We start from the raw sequence: 17,921 nt of genomic DNA on the forward strand, positions 1-17,921 counted from the left end.
TCCGGCACCCTGAGCGCGCCGGGCTAATGCACTGGAGGACAAGGATTGTCCGGTCTGTTTCATACTCACCAAACGCCTGAACACAGCGTAGTCGGCGCGCCCGGCATTGTCGCGTTCTCGTGCGGCGTTATCTTACTGTATCAACTAACGCTTTTACCACCGCCCTGGTGGCTGTTTTTGGTCGGGCTGCTGATGGTCAGTGCGTCTCTCCTGATCCGTCAGGGCACCATGCGCCGTCTGGTCAGGCTGTTGGCTCTGCTTGTGCTGGGTCTGGCCTGGGCTGGCTGGCATTCTGAAGCGCGCCTGGCGGAGCGCTTGCCGGCGGATATGGAAGGCAAGCGTCTGGAACTATCAGGGTATGTTTGTGAGCTTCCGCAGGCTGGCAGTTTCAGCAGTTTGCGCTTTAGCGTGTGTGTTGTCAGTTGGCACAGCGAAGGCCAACAGGGCGCCACACCGGTACTTCCCCGCAGAGTGCGTCTCTCCTGGTATGGCCGGAATGATCAGGCGCTGCCCGGCCATCGGCTGAGGCTGGAGGTGGTCCTTAAACGGCCGCACGGCAACCTGAATCCCGAGGGGTTTCGTTATGAGGATTGGCTGTTCAGGAAAGGTTACCGGGCAACCGGAAGCGTTCGGGCGGTTGCCCTGGACCAGGATCTTCATTGTGGCTGGCATTGCCGGTACCACGCCTGGCATCAAACGGTCGCTGAGCAGGTTCATCGGCATTTTTCCGATGCCGGTGAATACCCATTGATTGCCTCGTTACTGATCGGCCACCGCGGTTATCTCACGGATCGGCATTGGCAAACGCTTCGAGCAACGGGCACGATTCACCTGGTGGCGATATCAGGGTTGCACTTGGGACTGGTGGCGGTTGGTGCTGGCCTGGTTGCCCGCCGCTTCACCTTGTCAGTGCCGGCGCACTGGCTGGATGAGCGGCGCAGGCGAATCGCAGGCTTTGCGCTGGTTATCCTGTGTTGCCTGTTCTATGCACTGGTTGCGGGGTTTACCGTACCAACCCGCCGAGCCTTGATCATGGTTCTGGTTGGCGGCTGGTATCTGCTTCTGGCCCGCGAGGCCAGTGTCTGGCGACCATTCTGTTCAGCCTTGTTTCTGGTGCTGTTACTTGACCCGTTCGCGCCGCTGGATCAGGGGTTCTGGTTGTCCTTTGGTGCGGTGGCGGTCTTGCTGGCGGTATTCAGCGGGCGCCTGGCAGGCCCCGGCTGGCTCAAGGGCCTGGTATTGGCACAGTTGGCGGTTTTTGCGGGCTTGTGGCCATTGTTGTCCGGGCTTGGGCAGAGCCAACCGCTGGCCGGTTTGGTGGCAAACCTGGTGGCGATTCCCTGGGTATCGCTGGTTGTGATGCCGGTGCTGTTCGCAGGTGCTTTGTTGGTGCTGGTGTCCGGTGGCGCGGTAACGGGTTGGGTAAGTTCGCTGCTTGACGCAGTACTGGGCCCGTTGATGGCCTGGCTGCAGTGGGTGGAGCAACTGGCGGCTCCAGTGTCCGTATTAGCGCCAGAGGCATCACCCTTTTTACTGACATTGTTGGCGGCTGTCGTCGTTCTGTTGCTCCGTTTCCCTGACAGGGTTTTTCGCCTGATGACCGTGGCGTTAGTCGGGGCCTGGGCGGTCACGGTGGTGCTGACAAGGCCTGCCGCCATTAACCCGGAGGTGGTGGAGCCGGAAATTCGTGTCTGGGATGTGGGCCAGGGTCTGTCTGTTCTGGTGCGTGTGGGGCGCAAGGCACTGGTTTACGACACAGGGCCGGAAGTACGGGGTGTGTTTTCGGCTGTTGACTCGACACTGCTTCCGAACCTCCGGGCCCTGGGGATTAACAAACTTGATCGTCTGATAATCAGCCACGGTGACAGTGACCATGCCGGTGGCCTGGTACAGTTGGTACAAGCCGTAGATGTGGAGCAGATACAGAGCGGTGAGCCGGAAGTCGTGGCCGGGATTCTGGACGAAGTGCCGGGGAAATCGGTAGGACAGTGTCGATCAGAGCCGTTCGAATGGCATGGGGTGGTGTTCGAATTCTGGCAGTCCCAAGCCGAGCGCACCGGAAACGATGCGTCCTGTGTGGTCCGGATTCACCATCCCGCCAGTGGTTCTGACGTGCTGCTTACCGGGGATATCAGTAAACGGGTAGAGGCAGAGATGCTTGCCCCCGGCGCGGTGCCGTGGTTGCGCAAGGCAGTGGATTTCCGCTTGGTGCTTGCGCCGCACCACGGCAGCAAAACATCGTCCTCTGCACCGTGGATCGATCGTGTCGCGCCCGACTGGGTAATCTACACGGCGGGCTATCGGCATAGATACGGCCACCCCCATCCTGATGTGGTGGCCCGGTACCAGCTGGCGAATGCTCGCCCACTCAACACCGCCTGCTCCGGAGAGATCGTCGTTACCTTGAGTAAGCATGGCCCGAAAATCAGTGAGCTACGCCACACTGTTCCGTTTTGGATCCAGGGGCCGGGGCTGACCCGTGACCAATGTAAAATACCGTGACATTCCGGGTGTGGCCTGAACCGGCAGCTATGCTAAAGTAGCGCGGCTTGTAATTAATCAGGGAGATCAAGCGTGTTCGAGCTGTTGAAAGCCGGTGGCATCCTGATGGTGCCCATTGTTGCCTGTTCCATCCTGGCGCTTGCCATTGTTCTGGAGCGATTCTGGACTCTGCGAGCCTCCAGGGTAGCGCCCCCACAATCGATTAACGAACTCTGGCGCTGGATCAAGAAAAAAGAACTGAATGGGCGCAAGCTCAAGGCGCTTCAGGGCTCCTCACCGCTGGGCCGTATACTCGCTGGCGGGCTGATCAACGCCAAGCACGGCCGGGAGATCATGAAAGAGAGCATCGAGCACGAAGCCAGCCAGGTCATCCATGATCTGGAACGCTTCCTGAACCCCCTCGGTACCATTGCCACTATTACACCGCTGCTGGGTTTGCTGGGCACGGTCATCGGTATGATCAAAGTATTTGCGGAAATTCAGCTGGCGGGCGTGGGTAACGCCGGTAATCTCGCTGGCGGTATTTCGGAGGCGCTGATCACCACGGCTGCGGGCCTGAGCGTCGCTATTCCCGCCCTGATTTGTCATCGCTACTTCATTCGTCGCGTTGATGAGCTGGTCGTTAACATGGAGCAGGAAGCCATCAAGCTGGTGGAAGTGGTTCATGGCGACCGTGAAATCGACGTGGAAGGAGCCTGAACACCGTGAAGTTCAAGCGCCAGAGAAGCCAGGAGGTCGGGGTTGACCTGACGCCACTGATCGATGTGGTGTTCCTGTTGCTGATTTTCTTTATGGTGTCCACCACCTTTACCCGGGAAAGCCACCTGCAGGTGGATTTGCCCGAGGCGAGCGGCGAACCGGTTTCGCCCTCTGAGGTAAGGCAGATCGATGTGGTGATCAATGCTGAGGGCCAGTACATCCTGAACGAGAGGACACTGGTCAATAATCGGCGTGAAACCCTTGAGCGGGGTGTCAGGGAATTAGCTGAGGGAGACAACAGCTTGCCGTTTATCATTACGGCCGATGCCAGAACTCCCCATGAATACGTTGTGCGCGCCATGGATGTGGCCGGCCGCCTGGGGTTTGCGAAACTGAGCATAACCACAGAGCGGGAGGCTGAGAATCCGTGATCGATGCAAGGCCGGAACCTCTGAAGGTACCGCCAACCGGAAGCTGGGCAACCTACAAACGATTGCTCGCCTATGTGAAACCCTTCTGGTTCGCGTTCTCCCTGGCGGTGCTGGGGAACATTATCTATGCCGCGGCCTCCACAGGCATGGCGGCTGCCATGGAGTATGTGATCACCGCCATTGAGAATCCGACGGATCAGAACCGGTTGCTGTTGACGGGCCTGATTGTCGGCATTTTCGCCTTGCGGGGTGTGGGCACCTTTTTCAGTCAATACTTCATCAGTTACGTCGGGCGGCAGGTAATCAATGCCCTCCGCAATGATGTGTTCGATCGCCTGATGACACTGCCGTCGCGGTATTATGATGACAATGCTTCTGGCAGGTTGGTGTCCAAACTTACCTTCAATGTCGAGCAGGTGGCCGAGGCCTCAACCAACGCCATCACCATCACCCTCCGCGAAGGCCTGACCATCGTCGGCTTGCTGGGCTTTATGCTGTATACCAACTGGAAGCTGACCCTGGTGTTCCTGACCGTGGGGCCGGTGATCGGGTTGGTGGTGAATTACGCCAGCAAGCGCTTTCGCCGAATCAGCAAGCGCATTCAGGGGTCGATGGGTGATATCACCCACGTGGCCTCAGAATCCATCTCCGGTTACAGGGTGGTGCGAACCTTTGGGGGGGAAGACTACGAACGTGAACGCTTCCGGGAAGTCAGCGACCAGAACCTCAAACAAAGCCTGAAAATGGCCTCTACTCAGGCCATCAGCGTGCCGGTCATCCAGGTGTTGGTGGCTATCGCCATTGCCGCGCTGGTCTGGACCATGTTGTCTCCGGAAATCCGTGGTGAGATGAGTACCGGCCAGTTAATCGCCTTCATTACCGCGGCGACGACCATGGCCAAGCCCATTCGCCAGGTTACTTCGGTGCACGCCAAGATTCAGAAGGGCGTGGCTGCGGCCTATGACGTGTTTGAAACCATGGACGAGCAGCCAGAGGAAGATCGCGGCGAATACACCCCAGACCGTGTCGAAGGCCATATTGAGTTCGATAAGGTGTGCTTCCGCTATCGTGATCAACTGGATAATGTCCTGGACGGTATTTCAGTGAAGGTGCCGGCCGGGCAGAGTGTGGCACTGGTCGGCCGTTCGGGCAGTGGTAAATCGTCTATGGTCAGCCTGCTACCCCGATTCTATGAGTACACCGAGGGTGATATCCGAATCGATGGCAGGTCTCTCAAGGAGTTCTCGCTCAAGGGTTTGCGTTCCCAGATTGCTCTGGTGAACCAGAACGTGGTGCTGTTCAACGACACCATTGCCGCCAACATCGCCTACGGTGCCTTGCGCAACTGCAGTCGTGAAGAAATCCGGGAAGCCGCCGCCAAGGCTCATGCCCTGGAGTTTATCGACCGGATGCCGGAAGGACTGGATACCATGATCGGGGATAACGGCGTGATGTTGTCTGGCGGCCAGCGCCAGCGCCTGGCCATTGCCCGGGCTTTGCTGAAGAACGCCCCGATCCTGATCCTTGATGAGGCCACGTCGGCACTGGATACAGAGTCGGAACGGCATATTCAGGAAGCCCTTGAGACGGTGATGCAAGGCCGGACGACGCTGGTCATTGCCCACCGCCTGTCCACCATCGAAAAGGCGGACCGGATACTGGTGATGGACAAAGGCCATATTGTCGAATCCGGCACGCATGAGGAATTGCTGGCGGCAGACGGCGCCTATGCCCAGTTGCATCAGATCCAGTTCAGCGAGCATGCATGAGCAGCAGCCGCATTGACCGCTTTTGGTATGGCCAGGGCAAGCCCCTGGCCATCCTCGGTCCATTGGCCTGGCTGTACCGGGTGGTGTCTGAATCGAAACGTCGGAAAGCCTGGCAGGCCCGCAATGAAAGCTTGCCCGTGCCGGTCGTAGTGGTTGGCAATATCACCGCAGGTGGTACCGGCAAATCCCCCCTGACCGCCCGGCTGGTGCAACGCATGAAGCAGGACGGCTGGCATCCGGTTATCCTGAGCCGGGGCTACGGCGGCAAAAGCGATCATTATCCTCTGTTGGTAAAAGACACCACGCCGGCATTGGTCTGCGGTGATGAGCCGCTGATGCTGGCGTTGGCCACGGGGTGCCCGGTGGTGGTCGATCCCGACCGTTGTCGCGGTGGGCACTGGGCCCTGGAGCAGGCACTCGGCGACGTCCTGATCTGTGATGACGGCTTGCAGCATTACCGCTTGCCCAGGGATATTGAACTGGCGGTGTTTGATGCCGGCCGGGGCATTGGTAACGGTGCCCTGATTCCGGTGGGCCCCCTGCGCGAACCGGTAACACGGCTCTCGAGTGTGGATTTTGTGATTCTCAATGGAGAAGTGTTCCCGCCGCCGGGTCAGCAGATCGACGAGTTTGCCGGCGTAGCGCATCCTGAGATCCATGCCATGTCACTGCAGCCGGCGTCGTTGGTCAATCTGAACTCCGGGGAGACTCTGGCGCCCTCAGCACTCGGGGGGCGGTCAGTGCGTGCGGTTGCCGGAATAGGCAACCCGGGACGTTTCTTTGACACACTGAGGAGCCTGGGAGCACAGGTCACCGAAGCGGCTTTTCCCGATCATCACCGTTTCCGCCCGGAAGACCTTGGCTCCAGTGCGGGTGAGTGGCTGGTCATGACCGCGAAAGATGCGGTCAAATGCCGGGGCTTTGCACCCGACAACGCCTGGGTATTGACGGTGGATGCCTGTCTGTCGGAACCTTTTGAACATCGCTTTCTGGAACGGCTCAGGGCATGCTCTGGGCAGTTGCATCAACAAAATACTGAGAGAACCAACCATGGATAAGAAACTGTTGGCCATGCTTGCCTGCCCGGTGTGCAAGGGTGAACTCAAGCTCAACGATGCCCGTACCGAGCTGATCTGTTACCAGGACGCCATGGCGTTTCCGATTCGTGAGGGTATCCCTGTCATGTTAGCCGTAGAGGCCCGTACCCTGAGTACCGACGAACGGCTTGATAAGCACTGACACACCCGCCAGCAGGACGCATCAGTATGTCATTTACCGTTGTCATCCCCGCCCGCTACGCCTCCAGCCGGTTACCCGGTAAACCTCTGGCCATGATTGCCGGTAAACCGATGATCCAGCACGTATGTGAACGCGCCCAGGAAAGTCGGGCGAGCAGGGTCGTGGTTGCCACCGACGACCAGCGCATTGAGGCATCGTGCCAGGCATTCGGTGCCGAGGTGGTCATGACGTCACCACACCACGCCAGTGGCACGGACCGGCTTGAGGAGGTTGCCCGAAAGCTGGGGCTGGACCCTGACCACCGGGTGGTTAACGTCCAGGGTGACGAGCCGCTGATACCGCCGGCGTTGATTAACCAGGTGGCCGATAATCTCGACTACTTCCCTGAGGCCAGTATTGCCACCCTGTGCGAGCGTATCCACGACGCCCGGCAGGTATTCAACCCGAACGTGGTGAAGGTGGTGTTCGATAGCCGGGGAATGGCGCACTACTTCAGCCGAGCACCCATCCCCTGGGCGCGGGACTTCTGGCCCGCCAACGCATCGGTGGCTGACGTAGACTTACCCGAGGGCATTGGTTACTTCCGGCACATTGGCATTTATGGCTACCGTGCCAGTGTGCTCAGCCTGTTTGTCAGCTGGCCGCCGGCACCGACAGAACAGGTGGAAGCGCTGGAACAGCTCCGGGCCTTGTATAACGGTGCTCACATCCACGTGGATATCGCTGATCGACCGCCCGCACCGGGTGTCGATACCGAAGAGGATCTGGCCCGGGTGCGGGCTCTGATAGAAGCAGGAGGAAGTTATGCCTGATCAGGTCAGTGTGTTGTTTGTTTGTCTGGGTAACATCTGTCGTTCGCCAACGGCGGAAGGGGTGTTCCGGCAACTGGTCACTGAGCAGGGAATGACAGAACATCTGCACATTGATTCCTGTGGCACCGGTAACTGGCATATTGGTAAGTCGCCGGATGCCCGGGCCATGGCGGCGGCAGACCGTCGCGGTGTTGATATCAGTGACCTGAGGGCCCGGCAGATCAAGGCTGAAGACCTCGACCGGTTTGATTACGTGTTGGTGATGGATAGGCAGAACCTGGCCGATGTCAGGGATATCTGGCATCAGAATGGCGGCACCGAACCTCGCCTTTTTCTTGAGTTTGGTGAGTCCGGCCAGGCCGAGGTGCCGGATCCATACTACGGCGGTGAGGACGGTTTTGAACGAGTGCTTGACCTGATTCACGAAGCCAGTCAAGGCTTACTGGAGGATATCCGGGGGCGATTGGCTTGAATGGCGCGCTGAGTGTCACCGAGCATGCTGATCTGCGTGAGCTGAATACACTCGCGATTGCGGCGCGGGCTCGTTATCTGATTCGGATTTCCGGCGTGGATGACCTCACCGCCGCACTGGCCTGGGCTGAGGCCCGGGAGCTGGACACCCTGATTCTCGGTGGTGGCAGTAACCTTGTGTTTGCCGGTGATTTTGACGGTGCGGTCCTGCACATACAGATTCGGGGCCGGCATTGGGAAAAAGTAAACGGTGACGACGCCGTACTGGTTCTGGGTGCTGGTGAAAACTGGCATGAGGCGGTTTTATACGCTGCCCGCTCGGGTTACCGGGGCATAGAAAACCTGGCGCTGATTCCCGGCACTGCCGGCGCTGCGCCGGTGCAGAACATTGGTGCCTACGGTGTTGAACTTGCCGATACCCTGGTAAGTGTGACAGCGTTGGATCGTGTTACCCGGGGTGTGGTTACCCTGGCCGCCGGCGATTGCCAGTTTGGATACCGTGACAGCCTGTTCAAACGGCAGCCTGGCCGCTACACCATCCTTGAACTTAGACTAAAACTTTCCCGATCCTTGCCATTAAAGCTGGATTACCGGGATCTTCAGGATTATCTCGGGGATACCGATGTCAACGCCCTTACGCCTCTGGAGGTTGCTGAAGCGGTGATGGCGGTGCGGCACCGCAAGCTGCCGGACCCCGCCGTTTTGCCTAACGCGGGCAGCTTCTTCAAGAATCCGGTGATCAATCAGGTGGCGTTTGAAAGGTTGCAGGAGCGCTTTCCTGGTGTGGTGTTTTATCCGGTAGAGCAGGGTGTCAAACTGGCTGCGGCCTGGTTGATTGACCAGGCTGGCTGGAAAGGCTTTCGCAATACCCGGGTGGGTGTTCATAACCGACAGGCTCTGGTGCTGATCAACCACTCGGGGGGCTCTGGTGCCGAGGTGCTGGCGCTGGCTGACGAGGTGCGCCGGTCTGTGCAGGAAACCTTCGGGGTTGAGCTTGAAATGGAACCGGGTGTCGTTGGCGCTCGTTAGCGTGGCTGGTCAGAAACCGCCGGGCTGCCCTTTCAGGCAGCCCAGGGGATGATCGAGCGGCCTTAGAGGCCGCCCTTCGGGGAGGCTTTCACCAGGAACGCCAGCGCTTCTTCCACCGGGATGTCCTGTTTTTCTTCATCGCGGCGGCCCTTGTATTCCAGGGTGCCGGCGGTCAGCCCGCGCTCTGAAATCACGAACCGGTGAGGAATGCCCATCAATTCCATATCGGCGAACTTGACGCCTGGGCGTTCGTTACGGTCATCCAGCAGTACGTCGTAACCCGCCTGGCGCAACTGGCTGTAAAGTTTCTCGCCGGCTTCGGCCACTACCGCATTTTTGTGGGCGTTGAGAGTAACAATGGCCACCTGGAACGGAGCGATGGCGTCTGGCCAGATGATGCCCTTGTCGTCATGGTTCTGTTCGATAGACGCGGCCACAATACGGGAAACGCCAATGCCGTAGCAGCCCATTTCCATGATCACCGTCTTGCCGTTTTCATCCAGAACGGTGGCGTTCATGGCAGAGCTGTACTTGTTACCCAGTTTGAAGATGTGGCCGACCTCGATACCACGGCGGATCTCCAGGGTACCCTTGCCATCCGGGCTGGGATCACCTTCCTCCACGTTGCGCAGGTCTTCCACCCGGCCCAGGGGTACGTCGCGTTCCCAGTTAACGCCGGTCAGGTGGTAGTCGTCCTTGTTGGCACCACACACGAAGTCTGCCAGGTGGGCAGCGCTGCGGTCGACGATCACAGGCACAGCCAGGTTGACCGGGCCGATGGAGCCGGGTTTGCAACCAATGGCCTTTTCGATTTCTTCATCGGTGGCCATGGTCAGCGGCTCGGCAATGCCGTTCAGGTTTTCGGCCTTGATGTCATTCAGGGTGTGATCGCCCCGGAGAATCAGTGCAACCAGGCCGGATTCGCCGTTCTCGTCGGCTTCGCCTTTGACCAGCAGGGTCTTCACGCTGCGCTCTGCCGGCAGGCCGAGGAACTGGGAAACGGCTTCGATGGTTTTCTGGCCTGGCGTGTGCACTTCGGTCATGGTCTCGCCAGGAGCCGGGCGATCACCCGCAGGGGCAATGGCTTCAGCTTTTTCGATGTTGGCGGCGTAATCGCTTTCGGTGCTGAACACGATGGCGTCTTCGCCGGAGGATGCCAGTACATGGAACTCGTGGGAGGCACTGCCGCCAATGGCACCGGAATCCGCTTGCACCGGCCGATAATCCAGCCCGAGGCGATCAAAGATGTTGCAGTAGGTCTGGTGCATAACCTGGTAGGTGTCATCCAGCGAAGCTGAGTTCAGGTGGAAGGAATAGGCATCCTTCATGATGAATTCGCGGGCACGCATAACGCCGAAGCGGGGGCGGCGCTCATCACGGAACTTGGTCTGGATCTGATAAAAGTTAGCCGGCAGTTCCTTGTAGCTTTTCAGCTCGTTGCGGATCAGGTCGGTGATGACTTCTTCGTGGGTTGGGCCAAAGCAGAAGTCCCGGCCGTGGCGGTCATTCATACGCAGCAGTTCGCCGCCGTACTGCTCCCAGCGCCCGGATTCCTGCCAGAGCTCGGCTGGCTGCACGGCCGGCATCAGAACTTCCTGGGCTCCACTCTTGTCCATCTCTTCGCGAACAATTCGTTCCACCTTGCGCAGGGTGCGCAGGCCCATGGGGAGCCAGGTGTAGAGGCCTGCGGCCAGCTTCCGGATCATTCCGGCGCGCAGCATCAGCTGATGGCTGATAATCTCTGCATCTGAGGGTGTCTCTTTCTGGGTGGCAATCAGGTAACGGCTTGCTCGCATCGTGTCTTCCGCTTTATTGAAAAGTGGGGGTTAAGACTAATTGGCAGGGCTTCTGGCCTGCTTCTGCCTTTCTTTGTCGTAAAGTGGACGTTATTGTACGGAGCCTGCTTCACAAGGTACAGATGATGACTGACGAATCTATCGACGTAACACCTCGCCGGCGACCGGTTCAGGCGCGCAGTCGGGAGCGGGTGGGCAATATCCTCAGCCATGCCGCGGCCATTTTTCATGAGAACGGGGTGGATGGCACCAGTATGTCCGCCATTGCCCGGCAATCTGGCATGTCGTTAGCGTCCCTTTACCGCTACTTTCCGAACAAGGCGGCCATCGTTCATGCCATTGCCGAAGGGCATGTCGAGAAAATGGAAACCGCGCTGCGGGAGAAACTGCCCGAGCTGAGCCTGCACGACGCGGTGGATGTGCTGATTGATCAGTTCTACGACTTCTACCGCACCGAACCGGCGTACTCGGCAATCTGGAGCGGCGTGGAGTCCATGCCCGAGCTTCGGGAACTGGATCTGCGGGAACTCTATAGCAACGCCCGTGACCTGGATGCCCGGCTCCAGCAGGAGTATCCGGCGCTGCCGAAAGAGCGCAGCTGGACCGCCAGCCTGTTGTTGCCCCGATCTGCCGGAACCATTCTCCGGCTCGCAGCCACCCTGCCGGACGACCAGGGGCAGCAGTTGGTGGTGGAGTTAAAGTGTATGGCCAGGGCTTACCTGGCAGAGCTGACCCGTCAGGAAAGATAGCCCAGGGGCAGGGCGGTACTGTCGATTACCCTCCGCAGTACAAAGCTGGAGTGCACCCCGCTGACACCCTGAATCCGGGTAATGCGGTTGAGCAGAAACTGGTGGTAATGATCCATGTCTGGCACCACCACTTTCAGCATGTAATCGGCACTCTGGCCGGTGATCAGATAGCACTCCTGAACCTCTGGAAAGACCGCCACCTGTTCCTCGAAAGCGGCAAAGCGTTCCGGTGTATGTCGGTCCATGCCGATCAGAATGATGGCGGTCAGCGACAACCCCAGTTTTTTGTGGTCCAGAATGGTCACTGTGCGCACTATGATGCCCGCGTCTTCGAGCGCCCGCACCCGGCGCAGGCAAGGGGAGGGCGAAAGCCCGACTTTCTCCGCCAGTTGCTGGTTGGTCAGGGAGCCGTCCTTCTGCAATTGTTCCAGGATTTTCCGGTCAGTTTTGTCAATTCTGACCAGTGCCTTGTCATTGTTCGCAATCATGTGCTGTAAATCCTGACTTGTTGGCAATATATGGCTTATGAATAACGGTTTTGGGCTAAAATAGCAACCAAATAGCGCCATATGGGCGTTACACTCTCTCCATTGATACGAACAGCGAAAGGAATGTTCCGTTATGGCCTTTGATCATCGTAAATACGTCGCCTTCAAACCGGTTGCCAAGAAAGACCGCCGCTGGCCGGACCAGGTTATCGAGAAAGCACCCACCTGGTGTGCTGTCGACCTGCGCGATGGCAACCAGTCGCTGATCAAGCCCATGTCCGTTGCCCAGAAGCAGCGCCTGTTCGATTTGCTGGTCAAACTGGGCTTTAAGGAAATCGAGATTGGGTTCCCGGCCGCCAGCCAGCCGGATTTTGATTTCTGCCGCAAGCTGATTGAAGAAAACCGGATTCCGGACGATGTGAAAATCCAGGTGCTGACCCAGGCCCGCCCGGAACTGATTGAGCGCACTTATGAAGCCCTGGAAGGCGCAAAGCAGGCGATTGTGCACGTGTACAACTCCACGTCCACCGTGCAGCGCGAGCAGGTATTTGGTCTCGATCGGGCCGGCATTCGCGAGATTGCCGTTAACGGTGCCACCCTTGTGAAAGAGATTGCGGCCCGTTATCCGGACACCGACTGGACCTTCCAGTATTCCCCGGAGAGCTTCACCGGCACCGAACTGGACTTCGCTGCGGAAGTGATTGATGCGGTCACCGAGGTGTGGCGACCGGATCAGGGGCAGCCGGTGATTATCAATCTGCCGGCTACCGTAGAAATGTCTACCCCTAACGTGTTTGCCGACCAGGTGGAGTGGATTTGCGAAAACATCCGGTATCGCGAGCACATCAGCATCAGTCTGCATACCCATAACGACCGGGGGTGTGCGGTGGCTGCGGCCGAACTGGGCGTGATGGCCGGCGCTGACCGGATCGAAGGTACCCTGATGGGTAACGGGGAGCGCACTGGCAACATGGATCTGGTAACCATGGCCATGAACCTGTATTCACAGGGCATTGATCCGACCCTGGACTTGTCCGGCATGGCGGAAATTACCGAGGTGGTGGAAGCCTGTACCGAGATTTCCACCCACCCGCGTCATCCGTATGCGGGCGAGCTGGTGTTCACCGCCTTCTCGGGCAGTCACCAGGACGCCATCCGTAAGTGCCTGGCCCGCCGTAAGGAGGGCGACGCCTGGAACGTGGCCTACCTGCCCATCGATCCGTTCGATGTGGGCCGTCGCTATGAAGAGGTGGTGCGCATCAATAGCCAGTCCGGCAAGGGTGGCGTTGCTTATGTACTGGAGCGGGACTACGACATTACCCTGCCGCGTTGGTTGCAGATTGAATTCAGTAAAGTGGTCCAGAAAGAAGCCGAGACCAACGGTGGCGAAATTGATTCCCACACCATCCACCGCCTGTTCGAAGACCGCTACCTGAAGGTTCATGAAGACTGGTCACTGCGTTCCTACGATCTGCATCGGGACGAAGAGGGTGTTCGTGCGGAAGTGGTGGTCGGTAGCGACACGTCTCCCGTGACCTTTGAGGGCTGCGGATTGGGTGCGGTTGAGGCGGTGTCTGACGGGCTGGCCAAGCGATTTGGCGTAACGGTGGCGGTAGAGGCATACGATGAGTTTGCTCTGGGCGAGGGCACCAACGCCAATGCCTTGGCCTGTATTCGCCTGACCGCCAATGGTCAGCATTGCAGCGCAGCGGCCCTGGCGGAAGATACCACCTCGGCGACCCTGCAGGCGCTGTTTTCAGCAGTGGCCCAGGCGGTGGGTACGGATATGCCGGCAGCAAAGGCTCCGGAGGCGACGGAAACTGCCTGATCGCCGGGCGGTACCACGCCAGAACGCAAAACAGCCGGCAAATTTGCCGGCTGTTTTGTTTTCCGTCTACCCGTGAGGGGCATCCGGCGGTAAACCTGAACCCTTAGAGAGGGGTTACGTTTTCCGCCTGGGGGCCTTTGGGTCCCTGAGTAACGGTGAACTGCACCTGCTGACCTTCTGTCAGGGTGCGGAAACCGTTGGAGTTGATTGCACTGTAGTGAACGAAAACGTCACTGCCGCCTTCCTGGGCAATAAAGCCAAAGCCCTTGGATTCGTTGAACCACTTAACGTGGCCAGTTTTGGTATCGGACATCGATCTTTCCTGTCTTACTGAAAATTTGCCCTCACGGGACCTTCTTGTTTCGTACAGACGCTGGATCCATACAGATGCGGATTCTGCCAGAAGCAGAAGCCGTTGCTGTTGAGTCATCCGGAGCGTACTGAGGAAGGGGCAACGCGAAGCCTGGGCAGGACGTTGAAGCGCATTCGTCAAATACCGCTGCAGAGGATCACAGCAATTTTCAGTATAGACCGACTTTGGGGGGCGTCAATTGTTTTTTTGGTGATCAGTGCCGGGATTTTAATTGATAAAAAACAACGGGTTGTCATAATGGTGAAACACAACTCTGCCGGTCTTTGAGGCAGAGTTGTGTTGTGATCCCGCATGGAGTGGTGGGGTAGGTCAGCGCACGAACTTCTCGCTGATCTCCTCCAGGATGGCGGGGTCATCAATGGTGCTGGGTACGCTGTACTCTTCACCGTCCGCAATCTGGCGGATGACGCGGCGCAGAATCTTGCCAGACCGGGTCTTCGGTAAACGCTCTACCACCATGGCCCGACGGAAGCACGCTATGGCGCCAATCTTGTCGCGGACCATTTCTACCAGCTCTTCTTCCAGTTCATCCTGGTCTATGGTTGCGCCGTCTTTGATCAGCACCAGGCCGACCGGGATCTGGCCCTTCATGTCGTCGTGGGCGCCTACAACACAGCACTCCGCGACTGCCGGGTGTGAAGCCACCACCTCTTCCATTTCGCCGGTGGACAGGCGATGTCCGGCGACGTTGATCACGTCATCGGTCCTGCCCATGATGAACACGTAGCCGTCGTCATCAATAAAGCCGCCGTCGCCGGAGCTGAAAAAGCCGGGAATCGGATTCAGGTAGCTGCTCTGGAAGCGTTTGTCGTCGCCCCATACGGTCATCAGGCACCCCGGTGGCAGGGGCAGTTTGACGGCTATCTGGCCTTGCTCGCCGGCCGGTACCTGGCTGCCTTCCATATCGACGACCTGCACGTTGAAGCCGGGCGACGGTACCGTCGCCGAGCCCGGTTTGGTGGTCATCATTTCAATGCCTACCGGGTTGCAGCAGATGGCCCAGCCGGTTTCGGTCTGCCACCAGTGGTCGAGAATCGGCAGGCCCGTGTGTTCCTTCAGCCATTCGTAGGTGGGTGGGTCCAACCGCTCGCCGGCCAGGAAAATGCGTTTCAACGAAGAGACATCGTAGCGGCTTAGCTGATCAGCCTCCGGGTCTTCCTTGCGCACGGCCCGGAAGGCGGTGGGCGCGGTGAACAGCATGTTCACCTTGTGATCCTGGACTACCCGCCAGAAGGCGCCGGCGTCAGGGGTTTTTACCGGTTTGCCCTCATACAGGATGGTGGTGCAGCCGGCGAACAGGGGCGCATAGACAATGTAGCTGTGGCCTACCACCCAGCCCACGTCTGACGCCGCCCAGAAGACATCGCCGGGTTTGGCGTCGTAGACCAGTTTCATGCTGTATTTGAGTGCCACGGCATGGCCGCCGTTATCCCGCACCACGCCTTTTGGCTTTCCGGTGGTGCCGGAGGTGTAAAGCACATAAAGCGGGTCGGTGGCTTTCACTGGCACCGGATCTGCTGGCTCCGCATTGGCGGTCATGTCGTTCCAGTCGTAATCCCGTCCTTCCGACAGGTTGGCTGTGACTTGCGGCCGCTGGTACACCACACACAGCTCAGGCTTGTGGCTGGATTGCTCAATGGCCCTGTCCACCAACGGTTTGTATTCAATGACCTTGGTGACTTCAATGCCGCAGGAGGCCGTGATCAGCGCCTTGGGCTTGGCATCCTCAATGCGCACCGCAAGTTCGTGGGCAGCAAACCCACCGAAAACCACTGAGTGGATGGCACCCAGGCGGGCACAGGCCAGCATGGCAATGGCTGCCTGCGGAATCATTGGCATGTAGATAATGACCCGGTCACCCTTCTCGATCCCGCGAGCACGCAGGGCGCCGGCAAACAGGGCTACTTCATCCCGTAATTCGTCATAGGTGAAGTGTTGCTGGCTGTTTGTCACCGGCGAATCGTAAATCAGGGCTGTCTGTTGACCGCGGCCCGCCCGGATGTTGGCATCAAGCGCTACGTCGCTGGTATTCAGAAGGCCATCGGGGAACCACTGGCCGTGACCGTTATCGAGTGCCTGCCAGATGGTGTTCGGGGTTTCGATCCAGTCAATGTTCTGGGCCTGCTCGCGCCAGAAGTCATCCCGTTGGTCGATAGACCGGCGGAACTCGGAGTGGTATGTCATGCTTTCCACCTCAGTTGTGCTGTTATTGTTCTGTGGCTGTTATGCACAACTGTAGGAGCTTTAGAAACAGGGGCTACTAGACCATAGGCGTAGTTGGCCGTTTTTATCCGTTCAATCCCCGTTGGAATTGATCTCCGTCACCTTCGCCGTGACGCTGCCGTGGCCCAGCCGGGCGGTGATGGCGGCGCCTTCGCCAAGCTGGCTGGCGTCACGAACAATCTGATTCTGCTCATCCCTCACAATCGCGTAACCGCGCCCCAGGGTGGCAAGCGGGCTGACAACGTGGAGTGCCTGGGCGTTGTATTGGTAGCGTTCCTGTTGCTGCTTCAGGTAATGGCGGGTGGCCATCTCCAGGCGTTCATGGAGCCGGGTCACCTGGTCCCGGGCGGCGATCAGTGTCCGGCGTGGGGATTGGGTGGCAAGGCGCTGGGTCAGGTGATCGGTTTTTACCCGGGTTTGGGTCAGTCGCTGGGCGATCGCCTTGTTCAGCCGTACGTCCAGCTCATCCATGCGCTGCGCCTTTTCCTGCAATTCCCTGCGTGGGTCCCGCAGCCGTGCAGACAGGTGGCCAAGCTGGGTGTGCAGGCGCTGGGTTAGCCGGCGCGCCGCCTGGCTCAGCCTCAGTTCCTGCTCGTTCAGCCGGCGCAGCCAGTGGTTTTGGTCCGGGGAAACCTTCTCAGCGGCCGCTGAGGGGGTGGGGGCGCGAAGATCGGCTACGAAATCCGCAATGGTGACATCCACTTCATGGCCCACTGCACTGACGGTGGGGATACTGCAGTTGGCAATGGCCCGGGCTACCGCTTCTTCATTAAAGCACCACAGGTCTTCCAGTGAGCCGCCGCCGCGCCCGATGATCAGGACATCGGCCACGCCGTGTTGCTGGGCGCGCTGTATTGCGTTGACGATGTCGGCCGTGGCGGCCTGGCCCTGTACTGCTGTGGGGTAGAGGGTGACGGGGATGGCGGGGCAGCGCCGGGCCAGCACGGTCAATATGTCATGGATGGCGGCGCCCGTGGGCGAAGTCACAACACCAATGTGGCGCGGTGTGGCTGGAATGGCCTTTTTCCTTGCCGGGTCGAACAGGCCCTCCGATTGCAGTTTCAGCTTCAGGGCCTCAAAGGCCTGTTGCAGTTCACCCAGTCCTGCCGGTTCCAGGTGTTCGACAATGATCTGATAGTCGCCCCGGTTCTCGTAGAGTGTGACCTTTCCGCGGATGCGAATCTGGTCGCCTTCACGGGGCAGGGTGCGCAGGCGTTGATTGGCACCCCGGAACATGGCACAGCGCACCTGGCATTTCTGGTCTTTCAGGGAAAAGTACCAGTGGCCGGAGGAAGGTCTTGAAAATCCGGACAATTCGCCCTCCACCCACACCTGCATAAAGCTGGTTTCCAGCAGATGCCGTGCCTGGTGGTTGAGTTCGCTGACCGACAGGGCCCGGGGCCGGGAATCCGGATAAGGGGGTATCAAAGGGCGCGCTCCGTGATTATTCATACGCAATAGCCGAAAGAGAGGGGTAAAAATAACGGAAATTCAAAAAGATGCAACCAAACA

Annotated in this window: 15 protein-coding genes and 1 pseudogene; 11 read left to right on the forward strand and 5 right to left on the reverse strand. The window is 58.8% G+C overall.

The window, feature by feature from the left end; genetic code table 11:
• The first annotated feature begins 45 nt into the window (after positions 1 to 45).
• The 9 genes from FIV08_RS08270 to murB all read left to right on the forward strand — a co-directional run bounded on the left by FIV08_RS08270 (position 46) and on the right by murB (position 8,952).
• Positions 46 to 2,502: a DNA internalization-related competence protein ComEC/Rec2 gene (locus FIV08_RS08270; protein WP_172972260.1), complete on the forward strand. Its 2,457-nt coding sequence runs from the start codon at positions 46 to 48 to the stop codon at positions 2,500 to 2,502.
• Positions 2,503 to 2,574: 72 nt separating this feature from the next.
• Entirely contained in the window at positions 2,575 to 3,201 is a 627-nt protein-coding gene (locus tag FIV08_RS08275) for a MotA/TolQ/ExbB proton channel family protein (protein WP_058089566.1), read from the forward strand.
• Positions 3,202 to 3,206: 5 nt separating this feature from the next.
• A complete protein-coding gene (locus tag FIV08_RS08280; protein WP_058089567.1) occupies positions 3,207 to 3,632 on the forward strand; it encodes an ExbD/TolR family protein in 426 nt (141 codons plus the stop codon).
• Positions 3,629 to 5,401 (forward strand): lipid A export permease/ATP-binding protein MsbA, encoded by a 1,773-nt coding sequence (gene msbA, locus FIV08_RS08285; protein ID WP_152437972.1) that lies wholly within the window; start codon positions 3,629 to 3,631, stop codon positions 5,399 to 5,401. The genes FIV08_RS08280 and msbA overlap by 4 nt, the downstream gene beginning before the upstream one ends.
• Positions 5,398 to 6,459 (forward strand): tetraacyldisaccharide 4'-kinase, encoded by a 1,062-nt coding sequence (gene lpxK / locus FIV08_RS08290; RefSeq protein ID WP_072677499.1) that lies wholly within the window; start codon positions 5,398 to 5,400, stop codon positions 6,457 to 6,459. The genes msbA and lpxK overlap by 4 nt, the downstream gene beginning before the upstream one ends.
• Positions 6,452 to 6,640: a Trm112 family protein gene (locus FIV08_RS08295; protein WP_011785222.1), complete on the forward strand. Its 189-nt coding sequence runs from the start codon at positions 6,452 to 6,454 to the stop codon at positions 6,638 to 6,640. Before lpxK ends, FIV08_RS08295 begins: the two co-directional genes overlap by 8 nt.
• Before the next feature lie 26 nt (positions 6,641 to 6,666).
• Positions 6,667 to 7,452, forward strand: coding sequence for a 3-deoxy-manno-octulosonate cytidylyltransferase (kdsB, locus tag FIV08_RS08300; protein WP_152437973.1), 786 nt, complete (start codon positions 6,667 to 6,669; stop codon positions 7,450 to 7,452).
• Positions 7,445 to 7,924, forward strand: a complete 480-nt coding sequence (locus FIV08_RS08305) for a low molecular weight protein-tyrosine-phosphatase (RefSeq protein ID WP_058089572.1) — start codon at positions 7,445 to 7,447, stop codon at positions 7,922 to 7,924. The genes kdsB and FIV08_RS08305 overlap by 8 nt, the downstream gene beginning before the upstream one ends.
• Entirely contained in the window at positions 7,921 to 8,952 is a 1,032-nt protein-coding gene (gene murB, locus FIV08_RS08310; RefSeq protein WP_072677496.1) for a UDP-N-acetylmuramate dehydrogenase, read from the forward strand. The genes FIV08_RS08305 and murB overlap by 4 nt, the downstream gene beginning before the upstream one ends.
• Positions 8,953 to 9,014: 62 nt before the next feature.
• On the opposite strand, the gene FIV08_RS08315 is transcribed toward murB, so the two are convergent.
• The gene (locus FIV08_RS08315) at positions 9,015 to 10,748 is read right to left on the reverse strand and encodes a proline--tRNA ligase (RefSeq protein ID WP_152437974.1); all 1,734 of its coding nucleotides are present in this window, start codon (positions 10,746 to 10,748) and stop codon (positions 9,015 to 9,017) included.
• A 125-nt stretch (positions 10,749 to 10,873) separates the two neighbouring features.
• Between FIV08_RS08315 and FIV08_RS08320 the strand changes: the two genes are divergently transcribed.
• Positions 10,874 to 11,497 (forward strand): TetR/AcrR family transcriptional regulator, encoded by a 624-nt coding sequence (locus tag FIV08_RS08320; RefSeq protein ID WP_058089575.1) that lies wholly within the window; start codon positions 10,874 to 10,876, stop codon positions 11,495 to 11,497.
• Here the strand turns inward: FIV08_RS08320 and FIV08_RS08325 are convergent.
• Positions 11,485 to 11,985, reverse strand: a complete 501-nt coding sequence (locus tag FIV08_RS08325) for an Lrp/AsnC family transcriptional regulator (RefSeq protein WP_083557556.1) — start codon at positions 11,983 to 11,985, stop codon at positions 11,485 to 11,487. The genes FIV08_RS08320 and FIV08_RS08325 overlap by 13 nt on opposite strands.
• A 133-nt stretch (positions 11,986 to 12,118) precedes the next feature.
• On the opposite strand from FIV08_RS08325, the gene leuA reads away from it, so the two are divergent.
• Positions 12,119 to 13,813, forward strand: a complete 1,695-nt coding sequence (leuA, locus tag FIV08_RS08330; RefSeq protein WP_152437975.1) for a 2-isopropylmalate synthase — start codon at positions 12,119 to 12,121, stop codon at positions 13,811 to 13,813.
• Between the two features lie 103 nt (positions 13,814 to 13,916).
• Here the strand turns inward: leuA and FIV08_RS08335 are convergent, their stop codons facing one another.
• From FIV08_RS08335 to xseA, 3 genes and pseudogenes are all read right to left on the reverse strand, one after another.
• Positions 13,917 to 14,126, reverse strand: a complete 210-nt coding sequence (locus tag FIV08_RS08335) for a cold-shock protein (RefSeq protein WP_058089577.1) — start codon at positions 14,124 to 14,126, stop codon at positions 13,917 to 13,919.
• A gap of 369 nt (positions 14,127 to 14,495) precedes the next feature.
• Positions 14,496 to 16,385 (reverse strand): annotated as a pseudogene (locus FIV08_RS08340) (propionyl-CoA synthetase); the annotation flags it as partial.
• Positions 16,386 to 16,481: 96 nt separating this feature from the next.
• Complete coding sequence (xseA, locus tag FIV08_RS08345) at positions 16,482 to 17,861, reverse strand: exodeoxyribonuclease VII large subunit (RefSeq protein WP_152437977.1); 1,380 nt, start codon at positions 17,859 to 17,861, stop codon at positions 16,482 to 16,484.
• Positions 17,862 to 17,921 lie beyond the last annotated feature (60 nt).

This window comes from Marinobacter sp. THAF197a (genome assembly GCF_009363275.1).
Classification (GTDB): domain Bacteria; phylum Pseudomonadota; class Gammaproteobacteria; order Pseudomonadales; family Oleiphilaceae; genus Marinobacter.

Bases quoted from the DNA above. Each gene is read 5' to 3' on its own strand.
- lpxK (WP_072677499.1), top strand. From the start codon at position 5,398: ATGAGCAGCAGCCGCATTGACCGCTTTTGGTATGGCCAGGGCAAGCCC.
- FIV08_RS08295 (WP_011785222.1), top strand. From the start codon at position 6,452: ATGGATAAGAAACTGTTGGCCATGCTTGCCTGCCCGGTGTGCAAGGGT.
- kdsB (WP_152437973.1), top strand. From the start codon at position 6,667: ATGTCATTTACCGTTGTCATCCCCGCCCGCTACGCCTCCAGCCGGTTA.
- FIV08_RS08305 (WP_058089572.1), top strand. From the start codon at position 7,445: ATGCCTGATCAGGTCAGTGTGTTGTTTGTTTGTCTGGGTAACATCTGT.
- FIV08_RS08315 (WP_152437974.1), bottom strand. From the start codon at position 10,748: ATGCGAGCAAGCCGTTACCTGATTGCCACCCAGAAAGAGACACCCTCA.
- FIV08_RS08320 (WP_058089575.1), top strand. From the start codon at position 10,874: ATGACTGACGAATCTATCGACGTAACACCTCGCCGGCGACCGGTTCAG.
- FIV08_RS08325 (WP_083557556.1), bottom strand. From the start codon at position 11,985: ATGATTGCGAACAATGACAAGGCACTGGTCAGAATTGACAAAACTGAC.
- leuA (WP_152437975.1), top strand. From the start codon at position 12,119: ATGGCCTTTGATCATCGTAAATACGTCGCCTTCAAACCGGTTGCCAAG.
- FIV08_RS08335 (WP_058089577.1), bottom strand. From the start codon at position 14,126: ATGTCCGATACCAAAACTGGCCACGTTAAGTGGTTCAACGAATCCAAG.
- xseA (WP_152437977.1), bottom strand. From the start codon at position 17,861: ATGAATAATCACGGAGCGCGCCCTTTGATACCCCCTTATCCGGATTCC.